This window comes from Gramella sp. MT6 (assembly GCF_019357415.1).
Lineage (GTDB): Bacteria > Bacteroidota > Bacteroidia > Flavobacteriales > Flavobacteriaceae > Christiangramia.
Map to the genome: position 1 here is coordinate 2876257 of NZ_CP048410.1, position 12949 is coordinate 2889205.

The window sequence follows — 12949 nt, forward strand, 5'->3', positions numbered from 1 at the left end:
GAATTTTCATCTTCATTACTATAATCAGAAACAACAACTATTTTAATAGCCCAGGATTGTATCTATTTTCTGTAATTCATCATTATTGAAATTGATGTTCTTTAAAGCGTCAATATTATCTTCTAACTGAGAAACTTTACTTACTCCAACAAGAACAGAGGTTACCCTTGAATCTTTCAATAACCAGGCAACGGCCATTTGCGCAAGACTCTGACCTCTTGAATCTGCAAGCTCGTTCAAATTCTGTATCTGGTCCACTACCTTATCTGTGATTTGTGATTTATCCAGGTAACTTCCTTCTTTTGCTGCACGGGACCCTTCTGGAATTCCATGTAAATACTTAGAAGTAAGTATACCCTGTTCAAGGGGAGAAAAAACGATACTTCCCACACCTATAGATTCAAGTGTGTCTAATAAACCATCTTCCACCCAGCGGTCCATCATATTATATCTTGGTTGATGAATAAGAAATGGAGTTCCTAAATCTTTTAGAATTTTTGCGGCTCTAGCCGTATCTTCAGCATTATATTGTGATATGCCAACGTAAAGAGCTTTCCCCTGTCTTACGATCTGGTCCAGCGCTCCCATTGTTTCTTCTAATGAAGTTTCTGGATCTGGTCTATGATGGTAGAAGATATCTACATAATCCAGTCCCATTCTTTCCAAGGATTGATCCAGGCTGGCAATAAGATATTTCCTGGAACCGAAATTACCATACGGGCCGGGCCACATATCCCATCCCGCTTTAGTAGATATAATTAATTCATCTCTGTATTTTTTAAAATCTTCTTTATAGATCTTTCCAAAGTTCTTTTCTGCAGAGCCGTAAGGTGGGCCATAATTATTAGCAAGGTCAAAATGAGTGATTCCATTATCAAAAGCGGTCCTGAGAATTTCTCTAGCATTCTCAAAATTATCATGGTCGCCGAAATTATGCCATAGACCCAGTGATAGAAGTGGAAGTTTGATTCCGCTTTTGCCACAGCGTCTATATTGCATATTATCATATCTTTTATTTGAAGCCTTATATTCCATTTTTTCGATAATTTTTAAAAGGATAATTTATCAAGTTCCAATATAAATTTTAAAATTTTTATAAGTATTAATATTTTTATAAGTTTGAAATTCTTCCGCCAATCTGGAAGATATTTATTCTATGTATTTAGTCCCATTTTTTCTTCTTTTTTTATTTTTTCAGTTTCACACGGTATTTTCACAAGATTCAGACACCAGAGAAGAGTTGTTTAAGTTACATGATTCTGTAATTGGTTATCAGAACCTTTCTTTAGTTAACGGGGGTTGAATTAAGTGAAAAATATGGATGCTAAACTTATCGAGAAGATCATTATAGTGAGGGATAAGTACTTCTATGGTCCCGAGGTTTTTCAGGGAATCATTATGGTAGAAACAATTAAAGAAGGTACACCAGATTTTAAGGCAGATCATACCTTAGATATGGTCCAGACAGAACCTTCTAAAGTTTATTATTCTCCCGATTACTCTTCTGCCGAGAAGAAAGCACAACTATCCAGAATACCCGATTATCGGCCGCAGCTTTTCTGGCAACCGGAACTTAAGCAAAACAGCTTTGAATTTTTCACATCAGATCTAACCGGTATTTTTAAAATAAAGGTAGAAGGGTTTCAAAAGAATGGAAAAGGAATTTCTATTGAAAAAACCTTTAAAGTAACCGAGTAGGGTTAAATCTTACCATTATTATTAATGAAAGACCTAAAAAACCCGGTAATTTTAAGAATTTATAATTTCGTTGGAATTTGCTAATTCTTACTAAAGGTAAGTCTGGCAGAATCTCCGTTGCTATTTTGTTGCAGGATAAGTCTGATCTCAGAATCTGTCGCTGCAATGACATCATAGTTATTTGCTAGCTCTCCAAGCTTACCTTGAGAACTAAAAAAGATATGAAAATCTACATCGTCATATGGATCAAATTCGTCTCCAGAATCATTACTAACTCTCCAGGTTCCTGAAACTTCATCAATAGAGCCAAACGCCATTAGATTATTGCCATCTTCAAAAACGAAGCTATAGTCGGAGTAATTAGCTGTATTTTCAACATCGTTTCTGGTAAATTGGGATATTTTCCATTCTCCTTCTTGAGCGATCATGTTGAGTTCGTTCGCTTCAGCTTCAGAAATGCTAATGTCATCCTGATCGGTATCACAAGAAAGCAGCATACTGACCATTACGAATACTAACACAATTTTAAATCTTTTCATAGGGTATAAGATCTTTTGTTTGGTTTAGTGGGAACGTAAAGCTAAAAAACCTATTGTATTTAATTAAGGAAAATTTAAGAATTAACATTTGTCCTAAAATCAAGAATAAATCATAAGTAACTGAAATATAGTTTTTTAAGTGATATTGTCTATATTTAAACCTATAAAAAAATCATAAAGAAATACCTTGGCTAAGGTGAGGTGCCAGAATTAGTTGGTTATTGGCTCTCCATTGAGATAAAAGTTAACGCTATTTTAGAATTTAAGTGATTACTGTTTCCAGGCTTAATTTTTAAATTTCCGCTTTTATAATAACGCATTAGGAAAAATTTTTAGGTCTAAGAGTAAGGCTGATTTTTTGAATGATCTAAATGAGGATTGATGAAATTGATAAATGTGTCAAAAAATGGTGATGGATATTCGATTAAAGCCATTAATAGTTATAAAATAATGGGTATTCAATTATATTCTACCATTAAAACCTATAAGCTTTCAGAGACAAACTCTGAATGGATTGAGCTAAGTAGTGGGAGAGAAGTAGCCAAAAAAAAGAAAGTGAAACTCGATAAATGGCTTTCAGATCATCAAAAATTTATTGAAAAAAAATGATTTTGATATTCCGATAAAAAATGTAATTTTAAATCATTAAGTCTTGATTATCAAAACTTAATATCCTAATCCCTACATTAATTACCCCAATTAATTTGATTCTAATTCTAAAATTTAATTTTATGGATTCTCAAACTAAAAGGGAAGATCAGGTAAAATTTGTGATCTTTTTAATCAGTGTTTTATTTATACTGTTTATTACGTTATTCCAGGGTTAAGGTATAGAGAGTTACTCGTCTTTTAGATCAACGCCATAGAGGTGACATTTACTTAATTTTCCTCTCAAGGCTAACTCTCCTAAATGAAGAAGGCTATATTTAGATTTCTTTTCTTCTGGAATTAGTTCCAGCATTTCATTTGAAATAATAAGCTTTTGTTTGAAAATAGAGCATTGTTCCATTAGTCTTGAGGTAGTATTCAATATATCTCCGGAAAAAACGATCTCCCTTTTAATTGCCCCCATTTCTCCAACTACCACATGCCCTTTGTGAATGGCTGCTTTAAATAAAGGAACCAGGCCATATTCATTAATATAATATTCGCTTCTTTCCTGAATGCTTTTTTCGATTCTGAAAAAACATGCTATGGGTTGCATATGTTTTATCACAGATCTTTTAACCGGCCAGTAAATTACGATCTCATCTCCCACATATTGATAAATTTCGCCTTGTGAGTTCAAAATTGGATCTGTCATATCACTAAAGAAATCTTTTAGGAGATTAAAGAACTTGATATGTCCCAAGCGCTCTGCAATGGTTGTGGAGTTAGAAAGGTCCAGGAACATGAAAATTCTGTCTACCTCATTTGGCCTGTGGAAACGGCCAAGAAACATAGAAATTAGTGTGGAAGGAGTATATTTTTCATAAATATTTAATCCTTGGATAGTGATCCAGGCGATAATTAACCAGGTCACAACATTTCTAACTGCATATGGGCTAAATATTAATAGGTCCAGAGCTCTTTTCAAAGGTTCTTCAGCATTCGCGATTTCTTCCCTGTAGTAGAAAATATATGGCACTAAGGTGTTGAGGAGCAAAATGAAACCGATGAAAAAAAGAAAGTTTATGAGCATGTAATACCAGTAGCTCTTTCTCCTGAGATTTTCGCTCAGGTAAAATACCAGGATACTTCCTCCTATAAATCCACCAACGGCTGGTCCTATTATATTGATCAGAAGAAACCGAAAAAAACTTAACTGGTTTGGAACCATGAAGACAAATTCGTTCGTAGAGGGTATATAGTTCACGCATTTATAGAAAGCCATAAAGGCACCACTTGCAATCCAGAAAAGGGTAATACCAAGAACCAAGAAAAGCTGAACCCTTATTTTCGGACGTAAACGCATATTGAATGAGATGACAGATATATTAAATACGAATAGGTTCTAGTATCTGCCATAGATTCTTGCCCATGAAATACCGGAGGATGGAAGAAAATAAGCCGATAATTAAAATTCTGTAATATTAAAAGTAACCAGTAGGTTAAAGCTAGTATAAAAGGAGAATCAAATTTATTAAATCTCAAAGATTTAGCTAAAATTAGTATAAAGTTTTTCTAATTAATTAGTCAGCATTCGTTTATCCTATAACTTTACTAGAGATAATCAACCAAAAACTATTAAAATGAGTAATAAAAAAGAGAATTTTGCACGCTTTGGTATGGCTGCGAAAGGAGCCGTCTATTCTTTAATTGGAGTTTTAACGGCACTTGCTGCTTTTGGGCAGGGAGGACAACAAACAGGATCTAAAGGAGCATTACAGTATGTAGCTCAGCAATCCTACGGGCAGATACTTCTTATCATTCTAGGAATTGGATTGCTAGGATATGTGTTTTGGAGAATGTACCAGGTCTTTGCAAATCCTAAAGGTCTGGAAGATAATGCCAAGGGATATGCTAAGAGAGTAGCCTATTTTATTAGTGGATTAATCTATGGTGGTTTCGCTTTTTATTCATTCAAATTAGCTTTTGGAAGTAGTTCTGGAGGATCTGGATCTATGATGGGTTCACTAATGTCTGGATCTAATGGTGACACTATTGCTATAATTATTGGATTAGGAATGGCAATAAAAGCCATTTATGATCTTTACCGTGCTTACTCGAATAAGTTCAGAGAAGAAGTAGAAGAAGCAGGACTTGACCAAAAAGAACAGAAACTTTTAATAAATGCAGGGAAATTTGGTCATACCGCCAGAGGTGTGGTAATTGGCCTGATGGCATATCTTACATTAAAATCTGGCCTTGCCAGCGGTAATAAAATTAGTACCCAAACCGACGCATTCAGTTATATCCAGAACGAATTTGGTTCTATTGTGCTTGGGATAGTTGCTTTAGGCTTTGTGGGATATGGAGTTTATATGTTCATAAAAGCTAAGCATCCCGCTATCAGTGTAGCGAGTCTTAGATAAATGAATTAATGATAACTATATAAGCCTGTTGAAAAAAATCAGCAGGCTTTTTTTGTTTAAGATATTAATCGGTAAAAGGGATTTAAAAAGAAACAAGCCCCGGGTTTTTAAATAGATCTTCAACCTGCAAACGATTACTCTCTTCTTTACAATTTTCAAAAGTTTGTTAAATAATAGTAATACTATTAAAATAAAAAGTAATACTATTATATTTGTGCAAAATTTGAAGCATGAAACATCTTCTTCAGGATATTAAAATATCAGTAAGCGATAGAATATACCTTAAAGATCCTGAATCCACGGCTCTTGGGAAAAGGATCGTAGAACAGGGAATTTTACTCATCGATGAAATTGGGTTTGAGAACTTTACCTTTAGGAAATTGGGTAAGGAAATCAATTCTAATGAAAGTTCGATCTACCGGTACTTTGAGAATAAACATAAATTCCTTGTTTATATAACTTCCTGGTTTTGGGGATGGAAAGAATTTCAATTAGTATTTGCGACCAATAACATCGCCGACAATGGGGAAAAGCTGATTAAAGCCATAGAGGTGATCACAAAGCCGGTAGAAGAAGACTCGAGATTTGGTCATATCAATGAAGTGGCATTGAGCAATATTATCGTAAATGAATCTTCAAAATCCTATTTAACCAAAGAGGTTGATGAGGAAAATTTAGAAGGCTACTTTTCAATTTATAAGCGTTTGGTGAGAAGACTTTCAGAGATGCTCACTGCCGTAAATAAGGATTATCTGTACCCGTCAAGCCTGGCGAGTACCATCATCGACGGCACTCTACATCAACATTTTCTTAGGGAACATTTCAAATCTATTACAGATTGTAATGACAGCATAACACCTACAGAATATTTCAAGGATATGGTAAATAATCTAATAAAAAATTAAAATGAAGGAGAAAACACTTTCACCCTGGAGGCGATTTGTAGGTTTGTTGAAGTTAGAAAAGAAAGACTTTTTACAGATCTTATATTATGCGCTTTTTTCAGGTTTGGTTAGCTTATCTGTACCATTGGGAATTCAGGCTATTGTGAATTTGATGCAGGGAGCTCGTATTTCTACTTCCTGGATCGTCCTAGTAATTCTGGTAACTCTTGGTGTTGCTTTCGTGGGAATACTTCAGTTAATGCAGATCAGGATTTTGGAGAATATTCAGCAGAAGATCTTTACCAGGGCTTCTTTTGAGTTCATCTATCGCTTTCCGAAGATCAAAATGGACGAATTGAAAAATTTTTATCCACCAGAACTAGCTAACAGATTCTTTGACGTTCTTACTATTCAGAAGGGATTAACCAAGGTTATGCTGGATTTCCCAGCTGCACTAACCCAGGTAATTCTTGGTATCATTTTGTTATCGCTTTACCATCCTTTCTTTATAATTTACGGACTGCTGCTGGTATTCCTGATCTATATAGTTTTTAAGATCACAGCGAAAAAAGGACTTGACACGAGTATTGTAGAATCTAAGCATAAATATAAGATCGCACACTGGATTCAGGAAGTGGCCAGGACTCTGGTTAGTTTCAAAGTTTCCGGAAGAACAAATCTGGCAATTTCCAGAAATGACAAGATGGTGAGCGATTATCTGGATGCAAGGGAAGGTCACTTCCAGGTACTTAAATTGCAATTCATACAAATGATTGGATTTAAGGTATTGGTAACTGCCGGACTTTTATTAATAGGGGGGATTCTAGTTCTTAATCAACAGATGAATATTGGACAATTCGTTGCTGCTGAAATTATTATCCTTTTAATAATCAGTTCCGTAGAAAAAATGATCCTAGGGCTGGAATCATTCTATGATGTGCTCACTTCACTCGAAAAACTGGGGGAGGTTGTAGATAAGGAGCTGGAAGACCAGGACGGAGAAAAACCATTTTCAGAAAATGAACCTTTACATATTGAACTTGATGATATTTCTTATCAAGGATTCAATGGAAAGAATATAATTAATGGAATCAATCTTAAAATAAGTCCCGGCGATAAGATCCTTCTAAAGGGAGTTAATGGTGCAGGTAAATCTACCTTGCTAAGACTTATTGCAGGTTTAATACAACCAACTTCCGGGGAGATCTTTGTAAATAATATTTCCCTGAAAAGCTTAAGATTGAATCATTACAGGTCAATGCTTGGGCAATCCCTCTCTGAAGAATCTCCATTTGAGGGGACCTTGTTAGACAATATCACCTTTGGAGATAAAAGTATTTCTCAGCAGGATATTCGTTGGGCTTTGGAGAAAACCGGTTTAGCCGATTTCGTAAAACAGCAACCCAAAGGTCTTAATACTGTTATTCATCCGGAAGGTTTACAAATCCCATATTCTGTTAGCAGAAAGATTATTCTTGCCAGAAGTGTAGTGAGAAAACCTTCCTTATTGATATTGAATGACCCCCTTGATCAATTAGATCCAGAGGAAGAGAATAAGATTCTTGATTTTATTTTCAGTCCTGAAAATTCATGGTCTGTAATTGTGAGCAGTAAGGAGGAAAAATGGAAAAATTATTGTAACCGCATTCTGCAAATTGAGCAGGGTAAATTAGTAAATAACGGAGTATAAGATGCTGAATATAACCAATAATTCATTATACGATAAGGTTGATTTAGGGCAATACGAGGCAGGTAAAAAGGTGCTTAGAGGATCACATTATAAGTACTTTAACCGCTTTCTTAAATTTTTCGCAGCCTTTTTGATCATTGTGGTGTTTCTACCCTGGACGCAAACGGTATCGGGAACGGGTTCTGTTACGACACTTACTCCGGAACAACGGCCACAAACCATTCAATCTCCTATCCCTGGGAAAATTGAAAAATGGTATGTAAATGAAGGAGATTTCGTTGAAAAGGGAGATACTATCCTTTTCATCTCAGAAATCAAAAATGAATATTTTGATCCACAACTGGCAGAGAGGACGGGCGACCAGGTGAATTCAAAGAAGAGGTCTCTGGATTCCTATGAAAATAAGATAAGCTCTCTGGGTAGCCAGATAAATTCATTGCAGGTAGAGAAAAATCTTAAACTTGAGCAGGCTCAAAACAAACTAAGGCAAAGCATTTTGAAAATGCGAAGTGATAGCATAGACCTGGAAGCATTTAAGATCAATCTGGAAATTGCTGAAAGACAATTTAATCGTATTCAACAGCTTAATGAAGAAGGCTTGAAGTCTATGACCGACCTTGAAGAAAAGAGGTTGAAATTGCAGGAATCCCAGGCGAAACTTATCTCTCAGGAAAACAAACTCCTGAACAGCCGTAACGATATTATCAATGCTGAAATTGAATTGAACAGGATAGATGCAGAATATGGTGATAAGATCTCCAAAGCAAGAAGTGAAAGGTCCACGGCAGAAAGTGACCTATACCAAACTGAAGCTGATGTTTCAAAACTGGAGAGTTCTTTCACGAATTATCAGATGCGAAATGATCTTTATTACATAAGGGCACCGCAAACCGGCTATATAAATAAAGCCATAAAATCTGGAATAGGGGAGACCTTTAAAGAAGGAGATCCACTTGTGGGCATCATGCCTTCAGAGTATGAACTGGCAGTAGAGACTTTTGTTGAGCCTATAGACCTACCCTTACTGCATAAAGGTGAAAAAGTAAGGATCAGGTTTGATGGTTGGCCCGCGATCGTTTTCAGCGGCTGGCCGAATGTTTCTTACGGTACCTATGGTGCTAAAATTGTGGCTATCGAAAATTTTATTAGTCCAAATGGTAAATACAGGGTTCTGCTTGCTCAGGATGAAGATGATCACCCATGGCCAGCGGCGGTTAGGGTAGGTTCTGGTGCGAATACTTTAGCTTTACTGGAAGATGTGCCTATCTGGTATGAAATATGGCGACAATTGAATGGTTTCCCGCCAAATTATTATACTCCTGAAAATAGCGAAAAAGCAAAGAAATGAAAAGGATTCTAATCATACTTGTATTTCTGGTTACCTCTCAAATCGGTTATTCTCAAACTCCAGATAGCCTGGCCTTGGGTTATACCGAATATCTTGCCATGGTAAAGAAATTCCATCCCCTGGTAAAGCAGGCGAACCTTTTATTGGATGAGGGAGAGATGAAACTATTGAAGGCCAGGGGTAGTTTTGATCCTAAAATAGAAGCAGATTATGATACTAAAAATTATAAGTCTACAGAGTATTATAGCAATTTTAGCTCAGCCTTTAAGATCCCAACCTGGTACGGACTCGAATTTAATGCGAAGTTCGAGGATAATGCCGGCGAATATTTAAATCCCCAGAATACTGTTCCCGATGACGGACTTTATTCTGCAGGGGTTTCTTTAAATGTAGCTGATGGGTTGTTTATGAGTGAAAGAATGGCTTCCCTGAAACAGGCTAAAATATACCGTGATCAGTCAAGGTTGAAGCAGCAGTTACAAGTGACGGAAATTTTATATAAAGCTTCACTTGCATATTTTGAATGGTATGCTAATTACAGGGAATATCAGCTTTTTCAAAACTTTTTGCAGAATGCCGAAATGAGGCTAGACGGGGTGAAGAGTCAATTCAGAGTAGGAGATAAGCCAGCTATAGATACTGTTGAAGCGGGTTTAAGTATACAAAACCGGCGAATTGATCTTAATCAGAGTGAATTGAAACTTAATAACTCAAAACTTAACCTTTCGAATTTTATCTGGGCTGAAGGTAACATCCCACTCGAATTAACTTCTAAGGTCGTACCGCAAGATGAAATTCAACAGGAAGTATCTGAAACTCTGAAGATAGATGAGATCCTTTTAGGGGTTGATATAAGTGAACATCCCAAGGTAAGGTCAATTTCTTATGATGTGGATATGCTGGAGATCGAGAAAAAACTGAGAGCTAATAAATTACTTCCAAAATTAGATCTTCAGTATAATTTTCTAACCGAAACTGCTGATGAAATCAATACGCTGAATAACAGGAATTACAAATTCGGGATGAAATTCAGCTTACCTTTATTCTTAAGAAAAGAAAGAGGTGATTTACAGCTGGCAAAAATTGAACTCAATAATGCCGAACTGAACCTTGCAAGTGAACGCTTAATAATTGAAAATGATCTTAAGGCGCTACAGAATGAAATATTTGCTTTAAGAGATCAGAATGTGATGATGAGCGAATTAGTGCAGGATTATGCCATAATGATGAATGCTGAGGAACGTAAGTTTGAACTCGGCGAAAGTTCCCTTTTCCTTATAAATAGCAGGGAGAATCAACTTATTTCGGTAAAATTAAAAGAAATTGAAATGGCCCGGAAATTACTGAAAAGCAAAGCTGAATTATTTAAGAATACTGCTCCGGGAATTGAAATTCAATAAGATTAAACTTTCTTTCAACTAGCCTGAAAAGACTATAAAGCTCAATTAGGTTAACCAAAGTATTTCAATTATATAATTAATAATTATAAATATATAACCATTTGTGGTATTTTTCCATTACCTTATAGCATGTTTCTAACGCTATTGTTTTTAGGCGTTCCAGAATGTATATAAGGATATTGAAGAATTCTTGAATTAAGTCTTTCCTCTATTGTAATTCCCTGAAATTTACGAGAATTAAAATGGAAACTCTGAGTTTCTGAAGTGTTAATCATTTTTCTTAAAAAGCCATCTATGAATGGTAAGTTTAAATGTTTTCACTTTCTTCCGGATGATATAATTTCATATGGACAATGTGGTTATGTAAATCCTCACCTCCCTCGACCCTGCATTTTACTTTTAAAGAATAAGTAGACATTATTTTAATAAAAAGTGGAGAACTAAAAGCTTTAATAAAATAATGATATATGAATGCCCCAAGTTTTTCTACAAATAGAAATACCGATTTTTCCAAAACGCTGAAAAGTCGCGTTAATAACTATTTCAAATCAAATAATTTAAGCAAGAATGCAAATACCAGCATGGTATCAAAAACCGTATTCATGCTCTTTCTTTTCTTTGGACCTCTTATCGCTATTAACACTGGCTTGATCGCTAATCCCTGGCTTTTATTTCTGCTTTATATTATAAGTGGTTTTGGAATGTCTGGCGTAGGGATGGGAATTATGCACGATGCCATTCATGGGTCTTATTCAAAGGATAAAAAGCTGAATAATGCTCTGGGTCTTACCTTCAATTTAATTGGCGCTAATGCCTCTGTATGGAAAATACAGCATAACGTCTTACATCATACGTATCCGAATGTTAATGGTGCCGATGATGATATAAATCCTCCTTTTTTCCTTCGATTTTCACCAAATACTAAATGGCATTGGACGCATAGGTTTCAATTTGTTTATGTTTGGTTCTTTTATAGTATATCTACTATTCTCTGGGTTACAGTGAAGGATTTTGTAAGGATAACACGCTATAAGAATATGGGGTTTATTGATAATAAAAGCGAATTCAAGAAAGAATTAGTTTCAATAGCCGGCTGGAAGCTTCTGTATTATACTTACGCTTTGATCTTACCTCTAATTATGGTGCCATTATCCTGGTGGATCATATTACTGGCATTTATAAGTATGCATCTAGTTACGGGTTTCCTGGTTAGTACCGTTTTTCAGATCGCGCATATTATACCTGATGCAGATTTTCCTCTACCAGATGATAAAAATAAAATTCAGGGAGATTGGTACAGGCACCAGTTAATTACAACCAGCAATTTCTCTCCCGGAAGCAAGATCTTTTCGTGGTTAATAGGTGGATTAAATTACCAGGTGGAACATCATTTATTTCCCAACATATGCCATGTTCATTATAGAAAGATATCCAAGATCGTAGAAAACACTGCAAAGGAGCACGGTATTCCATATCATGTAAAAAAGACTTTTGTAGGAGCAATATGGGATCACATTAAGATGCTCAGGATGTTGGGTAAAAAGAATGTGGTCTGGAACGCTGGATAGAAAGGTAATACAGAGATTTTATAGATACTTTGTACTTATTGTTTCACCAGGGTGACTTCAATACCCATTTCAGTTAATTTATTATGGATAGTTTTATCCAAACGGTCATCGGTAATTATATGATTAATGTCGTCCAGTCTACAAATTCTACCAAAACTTCTCTTTCCAAATTTGGAAGAATCGGCCAGGATAATGGTTTTTTGTGTTGCATCTATCATTTTTCTATTGAGCACAGCTTCTTCTAAACTGGTTGTGGTACAACCATACTCCAGATCTATGCCGTCTACTCCCAGAAAAAGTTGATTACAGGAAATACTATTCAAGATCTGAAGCGCATTATGACCAATTACCGAACTTGAACTATGTCTAACTTTTCCTCCCAATTGGATCACTTCAATATCAGGATGTTTCAATAATTCTAAAGCTACAAAAAGAGAGGAGGTGATTACATTCAATTTACCTTTAGGTTCGATTGCCCTGGCCAGTTGTTGCACGGTAGTACCCGAAGCAATCATTATAGAATCATTTACTTGAATTAATTTTGCAGCAGCTTCGGCTATTTTTGACTTTTCCTGGATCGAAATCTTTTCTTTTTCTTGGATAGGCCGCTCATTTATATAAGGATTCTCCAAAGAAGCCCCACCATGTGTTCTATATAACAATCCCTTTTCTTCAAGAAGTTTCAGGTCCTTTCTTATAGTTACGGCGCTTACGTCCAGAACTTCACAAAGTTCCAGCACTTTTACATGTTTTTTCTCTTTTAATATGTCCAGGATGGATTGGTGTCTTTCCATGTATTGTCTCTTTT

General features: G+C 35.6%; 12 protein-coding genes. 8 read left to right on the forward strand and 4 right to left on the reverse strand.

Annotated elements, in window-relative coordinates; all coding sequences use genetic code 11:
* Positions 1 to 42: 42 nt before the first annotated feature.
* Positions 43 to 1035: an L-glyceraldehyde 3-phosphate reductase gene (gene mgrA / locus G3I01_RS12910; protein ID WP_219548526.1), complete on the reverse strand. Its 993-nt coding sequence runs from the start codon at positions 1033 to 1035 to the stop codon at positions 43 to 45.
* 282 nt (positions 1036 to 1317) lie between these two features.
* Here mgrA and G3I01_RS12915 point away from each other — a divergent pair, with 282 nt between their 5' ends.
* Entirely contained in the window at positions 1318 to 1698 is a 381-nt protein-coding gene (locus tag G3I01_RS12915; protein ID WP_219548528.1) for a hypothetical protein, read from the forward strand.
* A gap of 80 nt (positions 1699 to 1778) precedes the next feature.
* Here G3I01_RS12915 and G3I01_RS12920 read toward each other — a convergent pair whose 3' ends face one another.
* Positions 1779 to 2237, reverse strand: a complete 459-nt coding sequence (locus G3I01_RS12920; RefSeq protein ID WP_219548530.1) for a hypothetical protein — start codon at positions 2235 to 2237, stop codon at positions 1779 to 1781.
* 381 nt (positions 2238 to 2618) lie between these two features.
* On the opposite strand from G3I01_RS12920, the gene G3I01_RS12925 reads away from it, so the two are divergent.
* Entirely contained in the window at positions 2619 to 2846 is a 228-nt protein-coding gene (locus tag G3I01_RS12925) for a hypothetical protein (protein ID WP_219548532.1), read from the forward strand.
* Between the two features lie 229 nt (positions 2847 to 3075).
* Here the strand turns inward: G3I01_RS12925 and G3I01_RS12930 are convergent, their stop codons facing one another.
* Entirely contained in the window at positions 3076 to 4191 is a 1116-nt protein-coding gene (locus G3I01_RS12930) for an adenylate/guanylate cyclase domain-containing protein (RefSeq protein ID WP_219548534.1), read from the reverse strand.
* 277 nt (positions 4192 to 4468) lie between these two features.
* Between G3I01_RS12930 and G3I01_RS12935 the strand changes: the two genes are divergently transcribed.
* The 6 genes from G3I01_RS12935 (at position 4469) to G3I01_RS12960 (ending at position 12141) form a co-directional block, all read left to right on the forward strand.
* The gene (locus G3I01_RS12935; protein ID WP_219548536.1) at positions 4469 to 5251 is read left to right on the forward strand and encodes a DUF1206 domain-containing protein; all 783 of its coding nucleotides are present in this window, start codon (positions 4469 to 4471) and stop codon (positions 5249 to 5251) included.
* Positions 5252 to 5481: 230 nt separating this feature from the next.
* Positions 5482 to 6156 carry a TetR/AcrR family transcriptional regulator gene (locus tag G3I01_RS12940; RefSeq protein ID WP_219548538.1) on the forward strand — a complete coding sequence of 225 codons (675 nt, stop codon included), beginning with the start codon at positions 5482 to 5484 and terminating at the stop codon, positions 6154 to 6156.
* A gap of 1 nt (position 6157) precedes the next feature.
* The gene (locus G3I01_RS12945) at positions 6158 to 7825 is read left to right on the forward strand and encodes an ATP-binding cassette domain-containing protein (RefSeq protein ID WP_219548540.1); all 1668 of its coding nucleotides are present in this window, start codon (positions 6158 to 6160) and stop codon (positions 7823 to 7825) included.
* 1 nt (position 7826) lies between these two features.
* Positions 7827 to 9173: a biotin/lipoyl-binding protein gene (locus G3I01_RS12950; protein WP_219548542.1), complete on the forward strand. Its 1347-nt coding sequence runs from the start codon at positions 7827 to 7829 to the stop codon at positions 9171 to 9173.
* The gene (locus tag G3I01_RS12955) at positions 9170 to 10573 is read left to right on the forward strand and encodes a TolC family protein (protein WP_219548544.1); all 1404 of its coding nucleotides are present in this window, start codon (positions 9170 to 9172) and stop codon (positions 10571 to 10573) included. Before G3I01_RS12950 ends, G3I01_RS12955 begins: the two co-directional genes overlap by 4 nt.
* A gap of 602 nt (positions 10574 to 11175) precedes the next feature.
* A complete protein-coding gene (locus G3I01_RS12960; protein WP_257710590.1) occupies positions 11176 to 12141 on the forward strand; it encodes an acyl-CoA desaturase in 966 nt (321 codons plus the stop codon).
* A gap of 35 nt (positions 12142 to 12176) precedes the next feature.
* Here G3I01_RS12960 and G3I01_RS12965 read toward each other — a convergent pair whose 3' ends face one another.
* The gene (locus G3I01_RS12965) at positions 12177 to 12935 is read right to left on the reverse strand and encodes a DeoR/GlpR family DNA-binding transcription regulator (protein WP_219548548.1); all 759 of its coding nucleotides are present in this window, start codon (positions 12933 to 12935) and stop codon (positions 12177 to 12179) included.
* Positions 12936 to 12949 lie beyond the last annotated feature (14 nt).

Excerpts from the sequence above, each read along its gene's own strand:
- G3I01_RS12935 (WP_219548536.1), top strand. The coding sequence starts at position 4,469 with ATGAGTAATAAAAAAGAGAATTTTGCACGCTTTGGTATGGCTGCGAAA.
- mgrA (WP_219548526.1), bottom strand. The coding sequence starts at position 1,035 with ATGGAATATAAGGCTTCAAATAAAAGATATGATAATATGCAATATAGA.
- G3I01_RS12925 (WP_219548532.1), top strand. The coding sequence starts at position 2,619 with ATGAAATTGATAAATGTGTCAAAAAATGGTGATGGATATTCGATTAAA.
- G3I01_RS12930 (WP_219548534.1), bottom strand. The coding sequence starts at position 4,191 with ATGCGTTTACGTCCGAAAATAAGGGTTCAGCTTTTCTTGGTTCTTGGT.
- G3I01_RS12950 (WP_219548542.1), top strand. The coding sequence starts at position 7,827 with ATGCTGAATATAACCAATAATTCATTATACGATAAGGTTGATTTAGGG.
- G3I01_RS12945 (WP_219548540.1), top strand. The coding sequence starts at position 6,158 with ATGAAGGAGAAAACACTTTCACCCTGGAGGCGATTTGTAGGTTTGTTG.
- G3I01_RS12960 (WP_257710590.1), top strand. The coding sequence starts at position 11,176 with ATGCTCTTTCTTTTCTTTGGACCTCTTATCGCTATTAACACTGGCTTG.
- G3I01_RS12965 (WP_219548548.1), bottom strand. The coding sequence starts at position 12,935 with ATGGAAAGACACCAATCCATCCTGGACATATTAAAAGAGAAAAAACAT.
- G3I01_RS12920 (WP_219548530.1), bottom strand. The coding sequence starts at position 2,237 with ATGAAAAGATTTAAAATTGTGTTAGTATTCGTAATGGTCAGTATGCTG.
- G3I01_RS12915 (WP_219548528.1), top strand. The coding sequence starts at position 1,318 with ATGGATGCTAAACTTATCGAGAAGATCATTATAGTGAGGGATAAGTAC.
- G3I01_RS12940 (WP_219548538.1), top strand. The coding sequence starts at position 5,482 with ATGAAACATCTTCTTCAGGATATTAAAATATCAGTAAGCGATAGAATA.
- G3I01_RS12955 (WP_219548544.1), top strand. The coding sequence starts at position 9,170 with ATGAAAAGGATTCTAATCATACTTGTATTTCTGGTTACCTCTCAAATC.